Annotated in this window: 25 protein-coding genes; 16 read left to right on the top strand and 9 right to left on the bottom strand. The window is 66.2% G+C overall.

The window, feature by feature from the left end; genetic code table 11:
* Positions 1-35 precede the first annotated feature (35 nt).
* Positions 36-971 carry a glycine reductase gene (locus QW868_RS25470; protein WP_316231805.1) on the bottom strand — a complete coding sequence of 312 codons (936 nt, stop codon included), beginning with the start codon at positions 969-971 and terminating at the stop codon, positions 36-38.
* 142 nt (positions 972-1,113) lie between these two features.
* On the opposite strand from QW868_RS25470, the gene QW868_RS25465 reads away from it, so the two are divergent.
* From QW868_RS25465 to nadC, 8 genes are all read left to right on the top strand, one after another.
* Entirely contained in the window at positions 1,114-2,133 is a 1,020-nt protein-coding gene (locus QW868_RS25465) for a transglycosylase SLT domain-containing protein (RefSeq protein WP_410051322.1), read from the top strand.
* Between the two features lie 129 nt (positions 2,134-2,262).
* Positions 2,263-3,009, top strand: a complete 747-nt coding sequence (locus QW868_RS25460) for an AzlC family ABC transporter permease (RefSeq protein ID WP_315740321.1) — start codon at positions 2,263-2,265, stop codon at positions 3,007-3,009.
* Entirely contained in the window at positions 3,006-3,350 is a 345-nt protein-coding gene (locus QW868_RS25455) for an AzlD domain-containing protein (protein WP_315740320.1), read from the top strand. The genes QW868_RS25460 and QW868_RS25455 overlap by 4 nt, the downstream gene beginning before the upstream one ends.
* A gap of 78 nt (positions 3,351-3,428) precedes the next feature.
* Positions 3,429-3,911 carry a tRNA (N6-threonylcarbamoyladenosine(37)-N6)-methyltransferase TrmO gene (tsaA, locus tag QW868_RS25450; protein ID WP_315740319.1) on the top strand — a complete coding sequence of 161 codons (483 nt, stop codon included), beginning with the start codon at positions 3,429-3,431 and terminating at the stop codon, positions 3,909-3,911.
* A gap of 15 nt (positions 3,912-3,926) precedes the next feature.
* Complete coding sequence (locus tag QW868_RS25445; RefSeq protein WP_315740318.1) at positions 3,927-4,886, top strand: NrtR DNA-binding winged helix domain-containing protein; 960 nt, start codon at positions 3,927-3,929, stop codon at positions 4,884-4,886.
* Positions 4,887-4,954: 68 nt separating this feature from the next.
* Positions 4,955-5,941, top strand: coding sequence for a quinolinate synthase NadA (gene nadA / locus QW868_RS25440; protein WP_316231803.1), 987 nt, complete (start codon positions 4,955-4,957; stop codon positions 5,939-5,941).
* Positions 5,938-7,491: an L-aspartate oxidase gene (locus tag QW868_RS25435; protein WP_316231802.1), complete on the top strand. Its 1,554-nt coding sequence runs from the start codon at positions 5,938-5,940 to the stop codon at positions 7,489-7,491. The genes nadA and QW868_RS25435 overlap by 4 nt, the downstream gene beginning before the upstream one ends.
* Positions 7,488-8,336, top strand: a complete 849-nt coding sequence (nadC, locus tag QW868_RS25430) for a carboxylating nicotinate-nucleotide diphosphorylase (RefSeq protein WP_316231801.1) — start codon at positions 7,488-7,490, stop codon at positions 8,334-8,336. The genes QW868_RS25435 and nadC overlap by 4 nt, the downstream gene beginning before the upstream one ends.
* On the opposite strand, the gene QW868_RS25425 is transcribed toward nadC, so the two are convergent.
* The 4 genes from QW868_RS25425 to QW868_RS25410 form a co-directional block, all read right to left on the bottom strand.
* The gene (locus tag QW868_RS25425; RefSeq protein ID WP_315775233.1) at positions 8,337-8,762 is read right to left on the bottom strand and encodes an HIT family protein; all 426 of its coding nucleotides are present in this window, start codon (positions 8,760-8,762) and stop codon (positions 8,337-8,339) included.
* A gap of 60 nt (positions 8,763-8,822) precedes the next feature.
* A complete protein-coding gene (locus QW868_RS25420) occupies positions 8,823-10,031 on the bottom strand; it encodes a GNAT family N-acetyltransferase (protein WP_315812831.1) in 1,209 nt (402 codons plus the stop codon).
* A gap of 115 nt (positions 10,032-10,146) precedes the next feature.
* Complete coding sequence (locus QW868_RS25415; RefSeq protein WP_315797993.1) at positions 10,147-10,899, bottom strand: glycerophosphodiester phosphodiesterase; 753 nt, start codon at positions 10,897-10,899, stop codon at positions 10,147-10,149.
* A 75-nt stretch (positions 10,900-10,974) separates the two neighbouring features.
* A complete protein-coding gene (locus tag QW868_RS25410) occupies positions 10,975-11,442 on the bottom strand; it encodes a RidA family protein (protein WP_315740311.1) in 468 nt (155 codons plus the stop codon).
* Between the two features lie 205 nt (positions 11,443-11,647).
* Between QW868_RS25410 and QW868_RS25405 the strand changes: the two genes are divergently transcribed.
* Positions 11,648-12,505: a cell envelope integrity EipB family protein gene (locus QW868_RS25405; RefSeq protein WP_315740310.1), complete on the top strand. Its 858-nt coding sequence runs from the start codon at positions 11,648-11,650 to the stop codon at positions 12,503-12,505.
* An 8-nt stretch (positions 12,506-12,513) separates the two neighbouring features.
* On the opposite strand, the gene QW868_RS25400 is transcribed toward QW868_RS25405, so the two are convergent.
* Together QW868_RS25400 and QW868_RS25395 are read right to left on the bottom strand one after the other, a co-directional pair.
* Positions 12,514-13,821: a DNA polymerase IV gene (locus QW868_RS25400; protein WP_316231800.1), complete on the bottom strand. Its 1,308-nt coding sequence runs from the start codon at positions 13,819-13,821 to the stop codon at positions 12,514-12,516.
* Positions 13,818-14,117: a DUF3572 domain-containing protein gene (locus tag QW868_RS25395; protein WP_315740308.1), complete on the bottom strand. Its 300-nt coding sequence runs from the start codon at positions 14,115-14,117 to the stop codon at positions 13,818-13,820. The genes QW868_RS25400 and QW868_RS25395 overlap by 4 nt, the downstream gene beginning before the upstream one ends.
* Before the next feature lie 217 nt (positions 14,118-14,334).
* Between QW868_RS25395 and QW868_RS25390 the strand changes: the two genes are divergently transcribed.
* The 7 genes from QW868_RS25390 to QW868_RS25360 all read left to right on the top strand — a co-directional run bounded on the left by QW868_RS25390 (position 14,335) and on the right by QW868_RS25360 (position 20,739).
* Entirely contained in the window at positions 14,335-14,700 is a 366-nt protein-coding gene (locus QW868_RS25390) for a response regulator (protein WP_008964019.1), read from the top strand.
* Between the two features lie 12 nt (positions 14,701-14,712).
* A complete protein-coding gene (locus tag QW868_RS25385) occupies positions 14,713-16,134 on the top strand; it encodes a PleD family two-component system response regulator (RefSeq protein ID WP_316163269.1) in 1,422 nt (473 codons plus the stop codon).
* Positions 16,135-17,372: 1,238 nt separating this feature from the next.
* Positions 17,373-17,804 (top strand): hypothetical protein, encoded by a 432-nt coding sequence (locus tag QW868_RS25380; RefSeq protein WP_316163270.1) that lies wholly within the window; start codon positions 17,373-17,375, stop codon positions 17,802-17,804.
* Between the two features lie 361 nt (positions 17,805-18,165).
* Positions 18,166-18,576, top strand: coding sequence for a DUF1127 domain-containing protein (locus QW868_RS25375; RefSeq protein ID WP_315759657.1), 411 nt, complete (start codon positions 18,166-18,168; stop codon positions 18,574-18,576).
* A 465-nt stretch (positions 18,577-19,041) separates the two neighbouring features.
* A complete protein-coding gene (locus QW868_RS25370; RefSeq protein WP_315740305.1) occupies positions 19,042-19,449 on the top strand; it encodes a DUF1127 domain-containing protein in 408 nt (135 codons plus the stop codon).
* 264 nt (positions 19,450-19,713) lie between these two features.
* Positions 19,714-20,412 carry an aspartate/glutamate racemase family protein gene (locus QW868_RS25365; protein ID WP_315784520.1) on the top strand — a complete coding sequence of 233 codons (699 nt, stop codon included), beginning with the start codon at positions 19,714-19,716 and terminating at the stop codon, positions 20,410-20,412.
* A 102-nt stretch (positions 20,413-20,514) separates the two neighbouring features.
* Entirely contained in the window at positions 20,515-20,739 is a 225-nt protein-coding gene (locus tag QW868_RS25360; protein WP_316231799.1) for a hypothetical protein, read from the top strand.
* 112 nt (positions 20,740-20,851) lie between these two features.
* Here the strand turns inward: QW868_RS25360 and QW868_RS25355 are convergent, their stop codons facing one another.
* Positions 20,852-22,204 carry a globin-coupled sensor protein gene (locus QW868_RS25355; protein WP_316231798.1) on the bottom strand — a complete coding sequence of 451 codons (1,353 nt, stop codon included), beginning with the start codon at positions 22,202-22,204 and terminating at the stop codon, positions 20,852-20,854.
* A 232-nt stretch (positions 22,205-22,436) separates the two neighbouring features.
* Entirely contained in the window at positions 22,437-22,604 is a 168-nt protein-coding gene (rpmG, locus tag QW868_RS25350; protein ID WP_015666342.1) for a 50S ribosomal protein L33, read from the bottom strand.
* Positions 22,605-22,650 lie beyond the last annotated feature (46 nt).

Here is a 22,650-nt window from a genome sequence, read left to right as displayed (position 1 = left end):
ATTCTAAAATTATGCCGAGCCGGGCCTGAGACCGTCTAGGTGAAGGCTTGACGAACCTGCCGCGCGATCGCCTTCTGCGCATCGAATTCGGCGCGCCGCCGCGCCAGCTCTTCCGGCGCGAGCATGGCCGGATTGCTGTAGTCGCGCTTCCAGCCGTGATCGTCGCTCCACTGCAAAGGCGATTGCACGGTCGTCCGTGCGGCTGGTGAACTCTCGAGGACACGCAAGGCGAGCTCGAGCGTGAAGGCCTGTGAGGCCGCGTCGTGCGGCTTGCCGGCGGAATTGCCGAGCGGAAAATCCGAGAACAGGAAGCGCGGTGCTGCGGCGTGCTCGACGATGTCCTTGGCGCAGCCCATGACGACGGTCGCGATGCCGTTCGCTTCGAGATGCCGGGCCACCAGGCTCACGGTCTGGTGGCACACCGGACAGTTCGGCACCAGCACGACGGCGTCGATCTCGTCGGTGCGGCAGCGCGCAAGAATCTCCGGCGCATCGGTCTCGATCGTCACGCGCTGGCTGCGATTGGTCGGCGCGCCGAAGAAGCGCGGTCCGACCGCGCCGATGCGGCCCTCACGCGCCAGCCTGATGAGCTGTGGAAGCGGAAACCAGGTGCCGGGATCCTCGGCGCTGGTGTGCGCGCGATCATAGGCAATGTGGGAAATGCGCAGGTCGTGCTGCGCCGACGTATCGCCGTCATAGACGGAGTAGAACTTGGCGCCGCCATTGTAGGGCGCGCCGGGGCCTTGATCGCCTTTGGCGGGATCGAACGGCGCGGCCGTGGTGACAACGGTGACGCGCGACTGCGCGAGCGGCTTGCGCAAGGGATGGAACGGCGCCGACGTGTAGTGAGCCCAGCGATAGGGCGTGTCATAGCCGATCGCGAGATAGTAGTCGCGCGTGCGCGCCATGTAGGACAAGGGCGCATCGCTTTCGGGCGCGAAGCCGAGTCTGTCGTCGGTCGGTGCGGTCATCCGTCGCGCTCCCTGCAGGACTTGAGGATTGCTAGCCCGCTCATTCGCTGTGTCAAGGCGCCGCGCGGTGGAACCCCGCATGGTCCTGGGCTTTGTCTGTCGACAGAATTCCAACCATTGCACCGCGCTCACGATGCTTTCCATGGTTTCGATTGCTCGCATTGCCTGTCTCGGCCTTGCCTTGATGCTGACCATGCCCTTGTCCGGCGTGGCGGCGGAGCAGGGCTCAGACCGTGACGTTGCCGTGCCGGCTGATCCGAAGGGCGGCGCGCAGCAGGACGCGCCGCACGAGACTGCGAAGCCTGCAGAGCCTGCGGCAGAGGGCTCGGAGATCAAGGCCGAGGAGTCCAAGGAGAGCGGCACCCGCGAGGCGATCTGCCTGATGATCGAATCCGCAGCCAAGGCGAATGATCTGCCGCTCGAATTCTTCGCCCGCGTGATCTGGCAGGAAAGCCGCTTTCAGAGCGATGCAGTCGGGCCGGTCACGCGCAACGGCCAGCGCGCGCAGGGAATTGCGCAGTTCATGCCGGGCACGGCGAACCAGCGCCAATTGCTCGATCCGTTCGATCCGGTTCAGGCGCTGCCGAAGTCGGCGCAGTTCCTGGCCGAGCTGCGCGACCAGTTCGGCAATCTCGGGCTCGCGGCGGCGGGCTACAATGCGGGGCCGCGCCGGGTGCAGGACTGGCTCACCGGCAAGGGGCAGTTGCCCTGGGAGACCCGCAACTACGTTTCGGCCATCACGGGCGCCACGATCGATGAGTGGGCGGCCGCCGCCGGCAGCGGCGGCAAGACGCCGCCGAGCCCGCCGCCGACCTCGTGTCGTCAGCTGATGGCCATGTTGAAGCGCGCGCCGAATCCGTTCGTCACGGAGCTCGAGCAGCATGTGGCGCTGTCGGCCGCGAAACCATGGGGCGTCCAACTGGCTGCAGGCTTCGACCGCAACAAGGCGCTCGCGATGTATTCGCGGGCGATCAAGGGGCTTGGCCCGGTCATCGGCGACCGCGACCCGAGCCTGCTGTCGTCGGTGATGCGCTCGCGCGGCAACCACGCCTTCTACCAGGTGCGGATCGGCGCCGAGACACGGGCCGAGGCCGACGCGCTCTGCAGCCGGATCCGCGGAGCCGGTGGCGCCTGCTTCGTGCTGCGCAATCGCTCCGGATAGAGCTCGTGCGGCGCCGCGCGTGGGGATGGTGGGAATGGCTGCGCCGGACGCAGACCCGCGCGCGCCTGATGGCGGTTGACGCGAGCGGCTTTCGCCAGCCTTATCGCGGTTCGTTCCGCTGGGCCGCCCGTGACACTTCCTCCGCTCGATTCGCCGCAATGGCATGGTTCGCTGCGCGCCTTCGGCTGGGGGCTGCGCGCGACGTCAGCGACCATCCTGTCACTGGTGCTGTTCGTCACCTTCATCGGCATCGGCGCGCTCGCCCACGATACCCGTTTCAGCATGCTCTGGGCGATCCTGAGCACGGTGCTGGTGTGGGCCGGGCCGGCGCAGATCATCCTGGTCTCCACGCTCGGCTCCGGCCAGACCATATTGCAGTCGGCGATCGCGGTCACGATGAGCGCGATCCGGCTGTTTCCGATGGTGGTGGCGGTGCTGCCGCTGATCCGCTCGCCGCAGACCAAGCGGCGGCACCTGGTGCTGATCGCGCATTTCACCGCCGTGACCCTGTGGGTCGAATGCTATCGCTTCCTGCCGCATGTGCCGCGCGAGCGCCGCATCGCCTTCGTGCATGGGCTCGGTACCGGCCTGATGGGGATTGCGCTGATCGCGACCATCATCGGCTATCTCTTGGCCGCCAACCTGTCGCAGACCTTCGGCGCCGCGGTGCTCTTGCTGACGCCGCTGGCGTTTCTGTTCTCGACCCTGCGCAACGCCAGGGAGCTGGCCGACGTGCTCGCGCTCGGCCTTGGCCTCGTGCTGTATCCCCTGGCCGCCCAGCTCAACAGCGGCGTCGACATCCTGGTCAGCGGCGTCGTCGCCGGAACGCTCGCGTTCGGCGCGCACAAATGGCGCGAGCGGCAGGGGCCGGCATGAGCGACTTCATCGGCGATTGGCATGCGCTCGTGGTGCTGCTGGTGGCGGGCGTGATCCCCAACCAGATCTGGCGCCTGCTCGGGCTGTGGTTCGGCAGCGGGCTCGACGAGGGCTCGGACCTGCTGATGTGGGTCAAGGCGGTCGCGACCGCCATCTTGGCGGGGGTCATCGCCCAGATCCTGGTGCAGCCGCCGGGCGCGCTCGCCAGCGTGCCATGGGGCCTGCGCTACGGTGCGGTCGTTGCCGGCCTTGCGGCCTTCATGGCGAGCCGCCGCTCGATCTTTGCTGGTGTCGTCTGCGGCGAGGCCGTCATGCTGGCCGGCAAATGGTGGCTCGGCTGAGTTACGCGATCTTGCGCAACCGCAATTGCGGTGAGCCGAGGTTCGGATAGATTGCCGGGAAGACCCAAGGACTCCGCAATGACCACTGATACCGATCTCCGCCCGGGAGAAGTCGCCGTCGACGCGCCCCAGCCGCGCGACGCCACGCTGTATTTCATCGGCCGCATCCGCACGCCCTGGACCTCGCGGCTCGAGACGCCGCGGCAGGGTAGCTTCGAGGGGCCGGTGTGCCGGCTCGAGATCTTCGAGCCCTGGGTGCCGGCGCTGCAGGGCATCGATCGTTTCAGCCATCTCCAGGTGCTGTACTGGCTCAACCGGGCGCGCCGGGATCTCGTCAAGCAGAGCCCGCGCCATCATGACGGCGAGACCCGGGGCACCTTCGCGCTGCGCTCGCCGGTGCGTCCCAATCCGATCGGCGTGTCGACCGTCCGCTTCGTCGCGTTGGAAGGCAACACCGTGCTGGTACGCGGCCTCGACTGCCTCGACGAGACGCCGCTGATCGACCTGAAGCCGGATCATTGCGCGTTCACGCCGGCGGCGGCTGGTGAGGATGACAAATAGGACCGACGGATCCGGATGTCGAAGGTGAACAAGCGGCCGCAGAAGACGGTGACAGCTCAGGATGCGATCACGGCGGACCTCGTCGCCGTGCTGGTGGCGGTGACCGACGGCCATCCGAAGATCATGACGATCGAGCACGCTGCGGCGCTGCCGAGCGGACCGTTTCAGTTCGCGCACCGCTCGCTGCAGATGGGCCTGCGCGCCTGGGTCAAGGCGCAGACCGGCCATCCGCTCGGCTATGTCGAGCAGCTCTACACCTTCGCCGACCGCGGTCGCGGCGGCGATCCCGACGCGCCGCATCGTATCTCCATCAGCTATCTCGGCCTGACACGCGAGGAAGAGGGGCGCGAGGGCGCGGATGCGCAATGGTCGTCATGGTACGACTACTTCCCGTGGGAGGATCATCGCGACGGACCGCCGACGATCCTGGCCAAGATCATCGCGCCGAAGCTGAAGGCCTGGGCGCGAGCCGCCGACCAGCCGGCGCTGCAGAAGACAAGGTGGCAGCGCGCCGCGATCACTTTCGGTCTCGATGGCCGCGAGTGGAACGAGGAATTGGCGCTGCAGCGCTATGAGCTGCTGTACGAGGCTGCGCTGATTCCCGAGAGTACGCGCGAGAAGGAGGCCCGCCAGGCGGAGGTGCCCGGCCGCGCCATGATCGGTGATCACCGTCGGATTCTCGCTACCGGCATTGCCCGTCTGCGCGCCAAGATCAAATACCGGCCGGTCGTGTTCGAGTTGATGCCGGAAGAATTTACACTGCTGCAATTGCAGCGCAGCGTCGAGGCACTGGCCGGCCGGCTCGTGCACAAGCAGAACTTCCGCCGCCTCATCGAGCAGCAGGAACTGGTTGAAGAGACAGGCGCAATCGCTGCCGACACGATCGGTCGGCCGGCCAAGCTGTTTCGCTTCAGGCAGGGCGTTCTAGCCGAGCGGGCGGTGGTCGGAACCAAGCTGCCGCTCTCGCGGTCTTGATCTCCCGCTCTTGACAAGGCTTATGCTCAGGATAAGTATAAGGCATCTTATGCTCATGGAGAGTATAAATGGCCGAGCTTGTCCTGCCTGCCGTCGCGCCGAATGCACCGCTTGCTGAGCGTCTGAGGCGGGTGATCCCGCCGCCGGAATGGGCTGTCTTCGAGGACGACGTCGAAGCCATTCTGGCGCTGAAGCGCCAGCGCAATGCCGTGGTGCTGGCGCACAACTATCAGACGCCCGAGATCTATCACGGCGTCGCCGACATCGTCGGCGACAGCCTGCTACTGGCGCGCGAAGCGACCAAGGTCGATGCCGAGGTGATCGTGCTCGCCGGCGTCCACTTCATGGCCGAGACCGCCAAGCTGCTCAATCCCGACAAGACGGTGTTGATCCCCGACGTAAAGGCGGGCTGCTCATTGGCGGAATCGATCACCGCCGACGACGTGCGGCTGATGCGCGCGCGCCACCCCGGCGTGCCGGTGGTCGCCTATGTCAACACGTCGGTGGCGGTGAAGGCCGAGTCCGACGTCTGCTGCACGTCCGGCAACGCACGCGCGGTGGTCGAGTCGCTCGGCGTCGATCACGTCATCATGCTGCCGGATGAATATCTCGCGCAGAACGTCGCCGCACAGACAAAGGTCAGGATCACGGCCTGGAAGGGGCATTGCGAGGTGCACGAGCGCTTCAGCGCCGACGACGTCCGCGCGCTGCGCGACAACCATCCCGGTGTCACCGTGCTTGCGCATCCGGAGTGTCCGCCGGAGGTCGTGGCGGAGGCCGACTTCGCCGGCTCGACCGCGGCGATGTCGGACTTCGTCGGAGCAAGAAGGCCGGCCCGGGTGGTGCTGCTGACGGAATGCTCGATGAGCGACAATGTCGCCGTGCTCCATCCCGACATCGAGTTCATCCGCCCCTGCAATCTGTGCCCGCACATGAAGCGGATCACCCTGAAGAACATCCGCCATGCGCTCGAGACCAATACGCACGAGGTCACGATCGATCCCGCGATGGCCGAGCGCGCGCGGCGCTCGGTGGAAAGGATGCTGGCGTCATGAGCATCGATGTTTCGGCGTTGATCGGCCGTCCCGTGATCATCGGCGGCGGTGCCGCAGGTCTGATGACGGCGCTTGCGCTTGCACCCGAGCCCGTCGTGCTGTTGTCGAAGTCGCCGCTCGGCGCGGAGGCGTCGAGCATGTGGGCGCAGGGTGGACTGGCCGCGGCGGTTGGCGATGACGATGATCCGGGGCTGCATCTGGCGGACACCATCGCGGCGGGCGCCGGCCTCTGTGACGAGGCCGCTGCGCGCCGCATCATCGAAGCAGCTCCGGCCGCGGTCGCGCGCTTGGCTCAGCTCGGCGTCGCGTTCGATCGCCGCAAAGACGGCCGCTGGCGCCTTGGTCTGGAAGCCGCGCACCGCCGCAACCGGATCGTGCATGCGACCGGTGACGGGACCGGACGCGAGATCATGCGCGCGCTGATCGCGGCAGTCAGGCTCTGCCCTTCCGTGACCTTGTTGGAAGGCGTCGAGGCGCGCCGGCTGATCGTCGAAGACAATGCGATCCACGGCGTGGTCGCGGTGCGCGCCGATGAGCCCCTCGTTCTCGCCACCACGCGCGTCGTGATCGCAACCGGCGGCATCGGCGGCCTGTTCCTCGACGGCACCAATCCGGCCGGCTGTTTCGGCCAGGGCCTCGCGCTCGCGGCGCGGGCTGGTGCGGTGCTGTCCGACCTCGAATTCGTGCAGTTTCACCCGACGGCGTTCGACGGGCCGTCGCGGCCGCTGCCGCTGCTCACCGAGGCGATCCGCGGCGATGGCGCCGTCCTGATCGACGACACCGGCACGCGCTTCATGGCCGACGAGCCTGGCGCTGAGCTGGCGCCGCGCGACGTGGTGGCGCGGGCGGTATGGCGCCGCCGTGCGCAAGGCCATCGCGTGTTCCTCGATGCGCGCGAGAAGCCTGGCAAGGATTTCGCCGCGCGCTATCCCGTGATCAGCGCCTTCTGCCGCATGGCGGGCATCGATCCCGCGCGCGATCCGATCCCCGTGCGGCCGGCCGTGCACTATCATATGGGCGGCATCGCTGTTGACGCGATGGGACGCAGCACGGTCGAGGGCTTGTGGGCCTGTGGCGAGGCCAGCCGCACCGGCCTGCACGGCGCCAACAGGCTCGCCAGCAACTCGCTGATGGAAGCGATCGTCTGCGCGCAATGGGTGGCCGAGAGCGTGGCCGGCGCGCCGCAGCGTGCGGGCAAGCCATGCGCGGTGGCGGCCATTCCGCTGGCGTCCGATCCCTCGGCCGTACGGCCGCTGCTGTCGCATGCGCTCGGCGTGATGCGCGAGCGTCGCACGATCGCGGCTGCCGTCAGCAGCCTGCTTCCGCTGGCAGAGCAGGCCGGGCCCGCGGCTGATCCTGCGCTGGTCGGCCTGATGCTTGCGGTCGCGGGCCATGCCCGTGAGGAGAGCCGCGGCGCGCATTTCCGCAGCGATCGTCCGGACACGCTGCGCGTCGCGCAGCCGTCCAGCTTCACTCTGTCCGAGGCGGTCGCCGTTGCACGCGACATTGTCGAGGCGGAGCAGACGCCGTTCAGGAGCGCAGTGCCATGACTCTCAATCCTCTCTCGCCCTTGCTCTACGAGCCGCTGGTGCGCATGGCTCTGCTCGAGGATCTCGGCCGCGCCGGCGACATCACCACCGATGCCATCGTCCCCGCCGAGCAGCGCGCCTCGCTGAAGCTGAGGGCGCGCCAGCACGGGGTGATCGCAGGTCTCGATGTGGCGCGCTGCGCCTTCCAGACCGTCTCGCCGGACGTGCGCATGGAAATCATGCGGCCTGACGGCAGCGTCGTGGCGCCGGGAGACGCGATCGCGACCATCAGCGGCCCGGCACGGGCGCTGCTGACCGGCGAGCGCGTCGCGCTCAACTTCCTCTGCCGTTTGAGCGGGGTCGCCAGCGCGACGGCGTCCCTGGTCGCCGCGGTGAAAGGGACCAAGGCGCAGATCGTCTGCACCCGGAAGACCACGCCGGGCCTGCGCGCGCTGGAGAAATATGCGGTGCGCGCGGGTGGCGGCGGCAATCACCGGTTCGGGCTCGATGACGCCGTCCTGATCAAGGACAACCACATCGCCATCGCCGGCGGCATCAAGGCTGCCATCACGCGCGCAAAGGCCCATGCCGGCCATCTCGTCAAGATCGAGGTCGAGGTCGATACTCTGGCGCAGCTCGAGCAGGCGCTGGCGCTGGGCGTCGATGCGGTGCTGCTCGACAACATGACGCCGGCGGAGCTCGAAGCCGCCGTCGGCATGATCAGCGGCAAGGCCATCGCGGAAGCCTCGGGCCGGATCACCGTGGAGACCGCACCCGCGATCGCCGCGGCCGGCGTCGACCTGATCTCGGTCGGCTGGATCACGCATTCGTCGGCCGCGCTGGACATCGGGCTCGACGAGGCGTGATCAGCCCTTGAGCACGGCGATCAGCTTCGCGGCATTCTCCTCCAGCACCTTCGGATCTTCCTTGCGGCTCGCCGGCGGCAGCAGGGAATCGCCGTTGTGGCGCGGCATGATGTGGACGTGCAGGTGGAACACCATCTGGCCGCCGGCATGCTCGTTGAACTGTTGCACGGTGATGCCGTCGGCGGCGAACGCGGTCTTGGCGGCGCGGGCGATGGTGCGCACGGCACGGCCGACGTGGAGATAGTCCTCCTCGGTGATGTCCAGGATGTTGCGGGCAGCGGCCTTCGGGATCACCAGGGTGTGGCCGGGCACGCGCGGCATGATGTCGAGGAACGCCAGCACGTGGTCGTTCTCATAGACCTTGGTGCAGGGGAATTCGCCGCGCAGGATCTTCGCGAACGGATTGTTGGGATCGTAGGCGGTCATGGGCAGTCCCTTAAGCGGTTCCTCTTGGTGCGCCTTACTCTCACCGGCACGTGTCGCCGGTCAAGACGGCTCGTCCATCCCTTTCCGGAAGGGTCCGGATTCGGCGAGCTCGCGGCCGGCCTCCTCGACATAGGCGCGCTCGCGCTTGAGATAGTCGTCGATGGCCCGGCGCAGGCCGCGATCGGCGATGTAGTGGGCGGAGTAGGTGGTCTGCGGCAGGTAGCCGCGCGCGATCTTGTGCTCGCCCTGGGCGCCGGCCTCGACCACCCCCAGCTTGTGCTGGATCGCGAAATCGATCGCCTGGTAGTAGCAGACCTCGAAATGCAGGAACGGGTGATGCTCGATGGCGCCCCAGTTGCGGCCGAACAGCGTGTCCGAGCCGATGAAGTTGATGGCGCCGGCGATCCAGCGTCCGTCGCGCTTGGCCATGACCAGCAGCACGTCTTCGGCCATGCTCTCGCCGATCAGCGCGAAGAACTTGCGGGTCAGATACGGCCGGCCCCATTTGCGTGAGCCGGTCTCCATGTAGAAATCGAAGAAGGCGTCCCAGGCATCCTCGGTGATGTCCTTGCCGGTCAGCCAATGGATGCTGATGCCGGAGCTCAGCGCATCGCGGCGCTCGCGCTTGATCGCCTTGCGGTGGCGCGAATTCATCGTCGCCAGGAAATCGTCGAAGCTGGAAAAACCCTGGTTGTGCCAGTGGAACTGCTGATCGGTGCGTTGCAGGAAACCCTGCGCTGCGAGCAGCTGCCATTCGGATTCACGGGCGAAGGTGACGTGCACCGACGACGCCTCGCTGATCCCGCACAACGCCTTCAGGCCCTGGGCGAGGGCGTTGCCTATCAACTCCCGGTCCTGGTCGGCGCGGATCAGCAGCCGCGGCCCACTGGCAGGCGTGAATGGGACGGAGACCTGGAGCTTCGGATAATAGCGCCCGCCGGCGCGCTCATAGGCATCAGCCCAGCCGCGGTCGAAGACATATTCGCCCTGCGAGTGGGACTTGAGATAGCAGGGCACGACGCCAAGGACCTCGTCACCCATTTTCGCCACCAGATGGCGCGGCGCCCAGCCGGTGCGCAGGGTGGCCGAGCCGGAGGCTTCGAGCGCCGAGAAAAATGCGTGTGAGATGAACGGATTGTAGCCGCGGCCGCAGGCGGGAGATGAGCCGGGACTCACGCGACCGTCCGGATTGGCACAGGCGTCCCATGCTGCAGCCGGGATTTCGCCGACCCCGGGGACGGCTTCGAGCGTGATCTCAGGTGATGCCATCGAGTCCTTGAAAGTCGAGTCCTTAAGAGAACCTAACGAGCGGCGTCCTGGCGGCGACACTCGAATGGCCGGTCCCTCAAGATCGTGCATCGCAGCAGCGAGTTCAAGGCCGGGGTCACGTCTCCGGCGTAAACCCTTCGAAGATCATCTGATCCGCATAGCGGGCTGCGGCGGCGCGCTGCTCGGGGGTGCGGACGGTCCAGGTCAGCAGCGGGCAGCCGAACACGTTGCGCGCGATCCAGGGGGCAGGCGCAGGCAGCTGCTCGACCCAATAGGCGACGAAATGCGGCTGGCTGCTGAAGCCATGCTTGAGATGCAGCATGCTGTCGCGTTGCGCCTGGGTCAGCTTGGCCCAGTAGCCGTCCTCGTAGCTGCGCTGCGCGACGATGCCGCGCGTCAGCTCGGGCATGGTTTCGCGCAGCGCCAGCACCTGGTCCGGATCGAACGACATGCCGACCACCGGCCCGGAATAGGACGCCAGCACCTCGGCCATGCGCCGGACCAGCCGGTGATCGCCCTGGAACGTGCTCTTGACCTCGACGACCAGCGGCACGCGCCCGGCGATCAGGTTGCAGAGGTCGCCGAGCGTCATCATCTGCTCGTCGGTCTGCTTGAACTTGATCGCTTTCAGCTCAGCCGCGGTCTTCTCGATCAGCGGGCCGGTGCCCTCGGTGAGGCGTCCGAGATCATAGTCGTGATGCACCATGGCCTCGCCATCGGCCGACAGCTGGATGTCGCATTCGATGGCGAAGTTGCCGGCCACGGCGCCGCGCGCGGCGGCCGGCATGTTCTCGATGATGCCGCTGACAGCATCATGCAGGCCGCGATGGGCGACGGGGCGGGCCGTCAGCCAGTCAGGTGCGCGCATTCGCCCCGTCCATTTTGCTGGCGCATGATCTCGTCGGAAAACCGTTTCGCACTTTTCCGGATCATGCGCTCTCTCTCACTCAACCTCGAACACGCCTTCGACTTCCACCGCCGCATCGGACGGCAGGGCCGAGACGCCGACGGTGGTGCGGGCGTGGCGGCCCTTGTCGCCGAAAGCGGCGACCATCAGGTCGGAGGCGCCGTTGAGGACCTTCGGCCCGTCGAGGAAGTCCGGCGCCGAATTGACGAAGCCGCCGAGACGGACGACGCGCACGACCTTGTCGAGGTCGCCGATCGCCGCCTTGACCTGCGCCAGCAGGTTGACGCCGCAGCCCTTCGCGGCCGCATAGCCGTCCTCGATCGACACGCCGCCGCCGAGCTTGCCGGATGCGATCATCTTGCCATCGGCGCCGAGGCAGACCTGGCCCGACACGAACAGCAGGTTGCCGGTGCGCACGAACGGGACGTAGTTGGCCACCGGCGCCTTTGGTGCCGGCAACGTGATGCCCTGTGCCGTCAGATTCTGTTCAACCGTACCCGCCATCTGAAATCCCCGTTCTGTCGTCTGAAAGCCGATCCCGTGCCGGACCGCGGTCCTGTTTGGCGCAGTTGCTAGTGACATGCAAGCAGCCAGCGCCGACGCCAATCCGCCGCTTTGACCGCACGTTTCCGTGAGCCAGCCGCAGTTGCGACGTAATGCAGCGGTCTTTAATGTGACGGTTTAGCGATACGTCCTCCGAGGAAAACTCATGGCTCATTCGTTTCGACTGTCGATGGGAGCGCTCGCCGTGGCGGCGATCACATTCGGTCCGGCGCCGGCCGGGGCGGCCGTGCCGTTCCTGCCGCATCAGGCGCTCTATGACCTGAGCCTGGTCAAGTCGCGCGGGTCGAGCCCCGTCAATAGCGCGCGCGGCCGCATCCTCTACAATTTCTCCGGCAATGCCTGCAACGGCTACACCTCGGAATTCCGCCAAGTGTCGGAGCTCGATCTCGGCGAGGGCAAGGTGACCCTGAGCGACCTGCGCTCGACTGCCTGGGAGGACGGCGCCGGCAAGAGCTATCGCTTCAAGATCGACTCGCGCATGAACGATCAGGCCTCCAGCCCGGTCGACGGCATCGCCGAGCGCACCGGCGATCACATCACCGTCAAGCTCAAGCAGCCGGAGGCGAAGACCTTCACGCTCGACGGCTCGACCGTGTTTCCGACCGAGCAGATCCATCGCATCATCGCCGCCGCGCGCGAGGGCAAGTCGCTGCTTGAGCTGACGGTCTACGACGGCTCGGACAATGGCGAGAAGGTCTACAACACGCTGACCGTGATCGGAGCAGCCGTGTCGGCCGACAAGGCGGCCGCCAAGCCCGATGCCTCGACCGACAACGACGAGATGAAGAAGATGACGCGCTGGCCGGTGACGGTCAGCTATTATGACCGCGACGCCAAGCGGGCCGAGGGCGAGCAGACGCCGGTCTACGCGATGTCGTTCGAGCTGTACGAGAACGGCGTCTCGCGCGCGCTCGTGCTCGACTACAATGATTTCGTCATCGCCGGCGCGCTCGGCAAGTTCGACGTCAAGGACGCGAAGGACGGCAAACCCTGCGGCAATTGATCGGGGCGTCATTCCGTCTGCTCCGGGCCGTCATAGGCGATGCCGCGGATCACCGCGGCCTGGCCGAACTTCTTGCGTAGCGCATCGATCGCGCGCTCGGCCGAGGCCGAACGGCGATCGAGCATGTCGGTGTCGGAGGCCTCCGAGCCCGGGCGCAGCGCGCTGACGCCGGCGCCCATCAGCCGGAACGCCGTGCCGTCGGTCTCGCGCGCCAGCATCTCCTTGCAGATTGCGAAGATCTTGCCGGCGAGCTGCGTCGGCGCCGCGATCGATTGCGAGCGGGTGCGCTGGCGGAAGTCCGCGGTCTTCAGCTTCAAGGTGACGGTCGAGCCGGCCAGCTGGCTCGCCTTCAGCCGCGACGAGACCTTCTCCGACAGCCGCCACAGCATCTTTTCCAGGGTTGCGTAGTCGCGGATGTCGGTGTCGAAGGTGGTCTCGCTGGAAATCGTCTTGGCGCCGCGGTCGGCCACCACCTTGCGGTCGTCGATGCCGCGCGCCAGCCGCCACAGCCTGCGGCCGTCGCCGCCGAACTGCTTCATCAGCTCGATCTCGTCGGCACGCTGCAGGTCGGCGATGGTGCGGAAGCCCTGGTTCGCCAGCCGTTGCTGCGTGGCGGGACCGACGCCGAAGATGAAGCCGACCGGCTTGTCGGCCAGCATGTTGCGCGCTTCCTCCTGGTCGAGTGCGGCGAAGCCGCGGGGCTTGTCGAGGTCGGAGGCGATCTTGGCGAGGAACTTGTTGCAGGACAGGCCGACCGAGACGGTGATGCCGATGGTCTGCTCGACCTCACGGGCGAAGCGCGCCAGCACCTTTGCGGGGACCATGCCGTGGACGCGCTCGGTTCCGGAGAGGTCGAGGAACGCCTCGTCGATCGAGAGCGGTTCGACCAGCGGCGTCAGCGCCTGCATCGCCTGGCGGACCTCGCGGCCGACCCGGACGTATTTCGCCATGTCCGGAGGAATGACGACCGCCGAGGGACACAGCTCCAGCGCCTTGAACATCGGCATCGCCGAGCGCACGCCATAGGTGCGGGCGATGTAGCAGGCCGCCGACACCACTCCGCGCTTGCCGCCGCCGACGATGACGGGCCGGTCGGCGACCTCGGGATTGTCGCGTTTCTCGACGGTCGCATAGAACGCGTCGCAATCGATATGGGCCAGCGTCAGCGCGGGCAGGGCGCGATGGCGGACGAGGCGCGGCGAGCCGCAGGCCGTGCAGCGGCGCGCGCTGTCATCCAGATCCGTCAGGCAGTCGCGGCAGAAGCAGGTCGGCCCGCTGACCGCGCGCGACGCTCCTTCTGGCGCGGAAGCGGTCACGGCACGTCGCGCTCCCACTGCCGGTCGCCCAATACCTGCCGCGCCGCCATGATATTGGTCGGATGTAACTTGGAGCTGGCGGCAAAAGCCTTTACCGTCTCGTCGTCGCGCAGCACGAAATCGAGCACGCTGACCAGGAAATTGGGGTCGGCGGCCGAGGATCGCAGCGTCTCCGGCCCAATCCCGGTCTCGGCCAGGAACCGGCCCAGCCGCTCCGGTTCGCCGGCCAGGAAGCCGAGGGCCTGAACTGCAACGATTTCAGCGACTTCGCGCGGATTTCGAACGGGCTTTTTCAACGGCGGATTTGCCTTTCCGTTAACTTGTCGGCTCTACTTTGCGCCCATCATGCCCGAGTCTTCGGAATGGGTTCAAGCAAGTGGAAACCATCTCGGGGAAAGATCGAATACCGACTTAACGGGTTAGAACGAATCTGGGGCTAGTTTGAATTAGATGAGTAGCGGTGGACAGGCGTCCGCCAGAGGGCATGCCGGTGTCAGTGATTCGGAGGGGCGGATGGGCAAGACCGTCCTGATCGTGGAGGACAACGAGCTCAACATGAAGCTCTTCCGCGATCTGTTGGAAGCCCACGGGTACCAGACGTCCGGGACGTCCAGCGGCGTGGAGGCGCTCGACATCGTGCGCCGGACCCGCCCCGATCTGATCCTGATGGACATCCAGCTGCCGCAGGTCTCGGGCCTGGAAGTGACGAAATGGATCAAGGACGATCCGGATTTGCGTGCCATCCCGGTGGTGGCAGTGACGGCCTTTGCCATGAAGGGCGACGAGGAGCGCATCCGCGAGGGTGGCTGCGAAGCCTATCTTTCCAAGCCGATCTCGGTCGGAAAATTCATTGAAACGGTACGCCGCTTTATCGGCTAAGGAGTTTCTGCAGTGTCCGCGCGTATCCTTGTGGTCGACGACGTCCCGGCCAACGTCAAGCTGTTGGAGGCGCGGCTGTCGGCCGAGTATTTCGACGTGCTGACCGCCGCGAACGGCGCCGAGGCGCTGCAGATCTGCCAGCGCGCCGAATGCGACATCATCCTGCTCGACGTCATGATGCCGGACATGGACGGCTTCGAGGTCTGCCGCCGGCTGAAGTCGAATCCGGCCACGCATTTCATTCCGGTGGTCATGGTGACGGCGCTCGACAGCCCGTCCGACCGCGTGCGCGGCCTGGAGGCCGGCGCCGACGACTTCCTGACCAAGCCCGTCTCCGACGTCGTGCTGATCGCGCGCGTGCGCTCGCTGACGCGGCTGAAGATGATGACGGACGAGCTGCGCATGCGCGCGCTGACCTCGCTCGAGATCGGCGTGCAGGCGCCCGAGCGCAACGCCGTCGCCGACGGCGGCAGGGGCGGCAAGGTGCTGCTGGTCGACGACCGGCCGTCGTCCTACGAGCGGCTCGGGCCGATGCTGGCGACCGAGCATGCCGTCGATGTCGAGACCAATCCCGCCGAGGCCGTGTTCAACGCCGCCGAAGGCAATTATGACCTCGTCATCGTCTCGCTCGACCTGAACGACTACGACGGCCTGCGGCTGTGCAGCCAGCTGCGCTCGCTGGAGCGCACCCGGCACGTGCCGATCCTCGCCATCGCCGAGGCGGAGAACAATTCGCGGTTGCTGCGCGGCCTGGAGATCGGCGTCAACGACTATCTGCTGCGCCCCGTCGACAAGAACGAACTGCTGGCGCGCGCCCGCACCCAGATCCGCAAGCGCCGCTACACCGATCACCTGCGCGACAACGTGCAGAACTCGATCGAGATGGCGATCACCGACGCGCTGACCGGCCTGCATAATCGCCGCTACATGGAGACGCATCTGGCGACCTTGGCCGACCAGGCGGCGAGCCGCGGCAAGCCGCTGGCGCTGATGATGCTCGATATCGACTACTTCAAGTCGATCAACGACAATTACGGCCACGATGCCGGCGACGACGTGCTGCGCGAGTTCGCCATGCGGGTGCGCAAGTCGATCCGCGGCATCGATCTCGCCTGCCGCTATGGCGGCGAGGAGTTCGTGATCGTGATGCCCGAGACCGATTTGCACGTCGCTGGCATGGTCGCCGAGCGGCTGCGGCGGTCGGTCGCCAACGAGCCGTTCTCGGTGCACAAGGGCGAGAAGCGCATCGAGGTCACGACCTCGATCGGGCTGTCGACCCTGGAGCAGAAGGGCGAGCCGATCGCCGACGTCATGAAGCGCGCCGACAATGCGCTCTACCGCGCCAAGAACGAGGGCCGCAACCGCGCGGTGGCGATCGCCCCCGTGCATCAGCCGGCGCCGTTCCTGCCGCAAGCCGCCGGCCGCGGCCGCTGAGGGGCAGGGCGGCTCCGATCTTTCTGTCCTCGGCTGAAGCTGCGGCGCATCTGTCCAACGGCCTCCATCTGCCATCGAGCCGCTCCGGGCCTCGTGCTTCGAGACGCGCCGCAAGCGGCGCTCCTCAGCATGAGGGTTGAGAGCTTCGCCAAGATCTCTCAAAGACCGCGCCAAGACCACGGATCTCGTCCTGAGGAGCACGCCGCAGGCCTGCGTCTCGAAGGACGGCCACGCGCGCTGCAGGTTATCGGGCGTGCGTACGACGTCGTTGCGCCAAAGTAACGGCGGGGTCGGACGGCAGGCTTCCGTACATGACATGTCGTCCTCGCCACGCATCCGCGCCCGAGCTTTGCCATTCAAAGCCCTCGTCGAGAACAGAGGGCGCAGGGAAGGCCGGGTGCTGGTCGCACCCATGGTCCGCGTGCAGAAAAAAGCACGCGGCAGAACCACAGGTACGAGCCGGACATCCGGCCCTCCCTGCGCGATGGCTTTACGGCTTACTCCGCGCTCTCCCCGGGGACCGGCGTTCTTGCCCCCGTCGCGAGCGCGCTTCGTCGCAGCGCCCGCTTGGCCTCAGCACCGGGAGGCCAGGACCACACGGCTTCACCGTGCGCATCAGGATGTTCGTCCGCGCGGCCAAGCCACGCTGCACCCCGACACGCCCACCGCAGCCCACCTCACGCTCGTGACGATCGCGATGCGCCCCTCGTGGCGAGGTGGGATGGGCGACGTGTAGCATGTATTCTGAAAAAAAGAAAGTGAGAAATGCGGGTCGGAGAGCGGCCACGGCGATCACGTTGAGATTATTTGAGAAGTTCGTATTTCGGAGCAGGACAGTCCCGGAGACCGCCGAGGACAGGATCGACTTCCGATCGCGCGAAGCTCCAGGATGACCAATGATTTTCACGCTGGCGTTGATAGGCTTACGAGCTTCAGTTATCTCGTGCTAACATGCGTTACCAAGGTCATCCGCGATCTCAGGGGAAACAGATGAGGCCGCTTCGTATTGGCGCTCTGACTGGTGGGTTGATGGTGTGCGGACTCCCGATCCTTCACGTCTTCGGCGTCGAGGCCAACCCCTTTGTGATGGGACTGTTGGGAGGTGTTGCCGCCTGGTTGGCTGGCTTCATCGAGGATCGTTTCATAGCCACTCGGGCAGTGCCGTAGGGTGGATCTGCGCGGCGTGATCCGCTGGAACACCTGCGAGGCGATATCGGGCCAGTTGGAACAGCATCACGATGCTTGACCATATCTCCCGGGCAATCAACGAAACACAGGTCGTCGCTGCTTTGCTCGATGATGAGCAGCGACGTGCGATGGCGATGCTGCTACGCGATCGTCTCGGTGTGAATGTTCTTGGTCACGTGCCCTGGGACAATTCCGAGGCGCCCCAGGGCCTGCACAGGACGGACGGATGGCAACTGATCCCAACGTATGTCGGCAGGCGCGAATGTGTGATGATTGTGGCGGGGGCGAGCGCGTGTTGGACATTCCGTAACGGGGCGGATCTGCTACGTGTCCTGGAGGAGTGCCCGCCAATGGAATTTTACGTCTTCGACAAGGACGCCAGTTACCTCCTCTGCTGTAATTACCACGACGTCGTCATCGGTTGGGGCGATGCTGCGGGGTGGGTTGCAAGGGGATGCCCCGAACGTCGGCTGGGCGGATAAACTGCGTAGGGCGGATTAGCGCAGCGTAATCCGCCGCTTGTCCGCCCGTGTAATGGCGGATTACGCTGCGCTAATCCGCCCTACGACACGTCGCAAACTCATCGGTTCGAAATACTCGCCTCAGAGATGTGCCATCATACGGAACAGCTCTTGATTTTATCCGATATTGGTGGTATCCAGGTCCCATGAGCACATCGATCCGCATCGTCAACTTCGATCACATGACCGGCTTCGGCCGGGCCATGGAAGGAGTCGCGCGCTAGGAGATCGACGACGCGATGTTCTCACCAGGCCCCGCCGGCATCGGACGGGGCCTTTTGTTTGGCCACGCTCCCTGCCGGCATAACAGCAGGAGCACAGGATGCCACCCCATCAGACCAACGCGACGATCGACGCTGCGCACGTGTCAGGGCTCAACGTCGATCTCTCGATCGCATCAGTCACCGGCGCGATCAGCAGCGTGCAGCCATCGACGCAGTCCGAAGCGTCGATCGCAGCCTTGCGAGAGGTGTTGTCGGAAAAGGACGCGGCCGGTCCGCCGGCCACGCCGACTTGGCTGGTCATCCGCCTGATCGGCTGGTGCTGGCGCGCCCTTCAAGAACGGCAGCGCCGCAAGACTGTGCGAGACAGCCTGTATGAGCTGAGCGAACGCGAACTCACGGATATCGGCATCACGCGTGCCGAGATCGAGCACATCGCCGCGCTGCGGATGCTCGAGAGCCTGAGGGACGACCCACGATATCTGGGCGGCGTCTCGCGGAGGGGAATGTAGTCGGTCGCAGGCCGTGGCGATGCAGGGACGGTCGACCAACAGCGCGAGATGGTCGCCGCGACGTCATTGCGAGCGTCAGCGAAGCAATCCAGGGTCCCGCACACGACGCTGGATTGCTTCGCTGCGCTCGCAGTGACGGAGGTGAGATCGCGCTTCCTTCTGGACACTTTCTGCCGGAGACGTCGTGTGCGCGGAGTTCGGCAGAACACAAGCCTCGCATAGGTGCTCATCTGCGAGCGCAGGAACTACATGCCTTGATCTGGCGCAATCATCGTGGTAGCTACAAACCATGATCAATGTCGTGCGCCGCTCCAACCGCAAACATACGACCCGCTGCAGCCGGGCCGTGGGAGGAGTCGTGCGCTAGGTTTTCGACGACACGATCATTCCACCAGGCCCCGCCGGCATCGGACGGGGCCTTTTGTTTGGCCACGCTCCCTGCCGGCACAACAGCAGGAGCATCCGATGCCGCCCCAGACCAACCTCACTGCCGAGATCGCGCGCGATGGCGCCGCTCCCGGTCTCGATCGTCCCATGGCCGCAGCGACGAACGCTGTGCGTGGCGTGCAAGCCGCGCCGCGACCGTCCGCGTCCATCACGGTGCTGCGTGATGCGGTGTCGGAAAAGGACGCCGCCGGGCCGCCGGGCGCAGCAGCGCCGGGATTGCTCGGCCGGCTGGCGCGCTATTGGCTGGTGTTTCAGGAGGGCCGCCGGCTCAGGCGGATGAGAGTCGATCTGCGTGACCTGAGCGAGGCGCAACTGATTGATATCGGCCTGACCCGAGGCGACATCGACCACATCGCCGCGCACCGCGCTCTCGAACGGTTCAAGCGGAGCACGGCGCATCTGATGATGTCCCGCGGCGTGATGTAGCTGCGCGCGAGCCGGCGCTCGACGTTACGGTGGTCGTCGGCAGGGCGGATCCGCGTGATCCGCCCTCGCGATGCCATGGCTTGTTCCAAAGCGCGGGCTTGCCTGCTCAGCGAGCCGTTGCCACAACGTCCTTGCGCGCGCAGCGACGCAATCCAGAGTCCGTCTGCGGGACGAGCCTGGATTGCTGCGTTCGCAATGAGGGAGGAGAGATCGCGCGTCTCTCGACCATCATCCGCGGAGAATCGCGAGAGGAGGCCATGTCAGATGACGCAACATATCGGGATCGTCGGCTGCTCCGCCGAGGGCGCCGCGCTTTGCTATCGCACCATCTGCAAGGAGGGGGCCGGCGTCCTCGGGCCGCATGCGCATCCCGAGGTGTCGATGCACACGCCGTCGCTCGCCGACTACGTGACATGCCTCGACCGCGGCGATCTCGCAGGCGTGGCCGAGCTGATGCTGGCCTCGGCGCGCAAGCTCGCGGCGGCCGGCGCGGATTTCCTGATCTGCCCGGACAACACCATCCACCAGGCGTTGCCGCTCGTGCTGCCGCGCTCGCCGCTGCCGTGGCTGCACATCGCCGATGAGGTCGCCAAGGAGGCGGCGAGGAGAGGCTATCGGCGTGTCGGCATCACCGGCACGAAATGGCTCGTCGACAGCAATGTCTATCCCGACAGCCTGGCCGCGAACGGCCTCGCCTTCGAGCGCCCGGACGAGGCCGACCGTATCACGGCGAACCGCATCATCATGGATGAGCTCGTCTGCGGCCGCTTCGAGCCGTCATCCATCGCCGCGTTTCAGGCGATCATCGTGCGGCTGAAGGCGCGGGGCTGCGACGCGGTCGTGCTCGGCTGCACCGAAATTCCGCTCATCATCGATGACACCAACTCGTCCTTGCCGACGTTGGACTCGACGCGGCTGCTCGCCCGCGCCGCGCTGTCGCACGCGTGTCCGGTTGCGGTCTGAGGAGCGGACCAGCGCAGGGCGATGCGCGGCCGTTCTGCATCGAACGTCGTCGGAACCGCCCGCCGCCGCAGGCGTTTGTCTGGGCCCCAAGGAGGAGCCCCGATGAAGAAGCTGATGTTTGCGGTTGCCGTGTCGCTGTCCGTTCTGCCGTCATTCGCGCTGGCCCATATGGGCACGCCGCAGGAGCAGAAGGCGTGCGCACCCGACGCCAAGCGCTTCTGCCGCACTCAGCTCGGCGACGACTTCGGGGTCCAGAATTGTCTGGCGCAGAGCCGGGCCAAGCTGAGCAAGCGCTGCGCGGCGGTGTTCCAGAGCCACGGGATGTAGCACGCCTGGTGCGTCCGGCGGATCAGCCCAGCGTGATCCGCCGATCTTACGGCGCGCGGAAGAGTGGCTATGACGCTCGCGCTGATGCGCTCGACGCTTCAGCTGAACACGGCTACGCCGCGCGGACCTTGCGCAGGAACTTGTCCAGCTCGTCCTTGAGGTGATCGCTCTCCCGCGACAGCGAGTGCGCGGAGGACAGCACCTGGGAGGAGGCGGTGCCGGTGGCACTGGCCCCCTTGCTGACGTCGTCGATGTTGCCGGCGACGCGCGCGGTGCCGCCGGCGACCTCCTGGACGTTGCGCGAGATCTGCCCCGTCGCCGTGCCCTGCTGCTCGACGGCGGCGGCGATGCCGGCGGCGATCTCCGAGATCTGCTGGATGGTGCCGCCGATCTGCTTGATCGAGGCGACCGAGGACTGTGTCGCGTTCTGGATGCCTTCGATCTGCTGGCCGATCTCCTCGGTGGCCTTGGCGGTCTGCGACGCCAGCGCCTTGACCTCGGAGGCAACCACCGCGAAGCCGCGGCCGGCGTCGCCGGCGCGCGCCGCCTCGATGGTGGCGTTCAGCGCCAGCAGGTTGGTCTGGGCGGCGATCGAGGTGATCAGCTTGAGCACGTCGCCGATACGCTCGGCGGTGCGCGACAGCTCGCTGATGCCGACGTCCGTCTGCTCGATCTGGCGCACGGCCTCCTTGGCGATGGTGGTCGATTCCCTGACCTGGCGGCCGATCTCATGGACCGAGGAGGTCATTTCCTCCGCGGCCGAGGCGACCGATTGCACGTTGGTCGAGACCTGGCCCGAGGCGGAAGCGGCGCTGGACGACAGCTGCTGGGTCTGCTCGGCGGTCTTGGTCAGCGTGTTGGCCGAGACCTCGAGCGTGCGCGCGTCGGCATGAACCTTGTTGATGATCTGGCCGACGGTGGCTTCGAACTCATCGGCCATGCGCTGCATCGCGACGTGCTGCTCCGTCTTGGCCGCATCGAGATAGACCGAGATGGCGAGATCCATGTCGATCATCGCCGCCTTGGTGATCGCAGCCTGCAGTGCGGCCTTCTTCTCGCGCGCCGACTGGCCCCCGAACCAGCCGTCCGCGATCTCCGTCTCGATCGCCTTCTGCAGCCCGGTGACGATCAGCGAATAGCCGGCGATGTACCAGCGCGGCTCCAGCCCCATCCGGTTGTGGGCCATCCCGATCCGGGTCACCGACTTCACATAGGCATCGTCGAACTTCGCGGTCGCCAGCGACATCCAATGATCGTGCTGGGCCTGCTTGGCGTGCCGCATGGCGGCCGGGGTGGAGAACATCTTGGCGAGATGCGGGTACTTGCCGACATGGGCGTAGAACTGCTCCAGCAGCCCAGGCAGCACCTTGCCGATCAGCGGCCGCAGCTCCCGCAGCGCCTCTCTGGTCGCATTGTCGATGCCGATAAAATCGAGACGGGATTGCAAAGTCTGAAGATCGGTCATCGCTGGTCTGCCGGTAAGATAAGGAGGGAGACGCTGCGAGACTCGCGGGTGCGTCGCTACCCCAAAATCGCACAGGTTTGGTTGATGGCTCCTTAAGTCGGGAACGGAGATTCGACCGCGGCGAGTGGACCGATCCGATGCGGGACGGCTCCGGCCGCATCCAGTGGCTGCATCGCGTGCAATAAAAAACGGGGCCGAAACGGCCCCGTTGAAGTCGCAGCAGACCGCGATCTTACTTGATCTTGGCTTCGCGGAATTCGACGTGCTTGCGCGCAACCGGGTCATACTTCTTCTTGACCATCTTGTCGGTCATGGTGCGCGAGTTCTTCTTGGCAACGTAATAGAAGCCGGTGTCGGCGGTCGACACGAGCTTGACCTTGATGGTGACCGCTTTGGCCATGTCTTGAACCTCTGGAATCGGGATCGGGGTGGGCACCGGCCAAAGA

The organism is Bradyrhizobium sp. SZCCHNR1051, from assembly GCF_032489615.1.
Lineage (GTDB): Bacteria > Pseudomonadota > Alphaproteobacteria > Rhizobiales > Xanthobacteraceae > Bradyrhizobium.
This window is presented reverse-complemented; position numbering and strand designations above follow the sequence as displayed.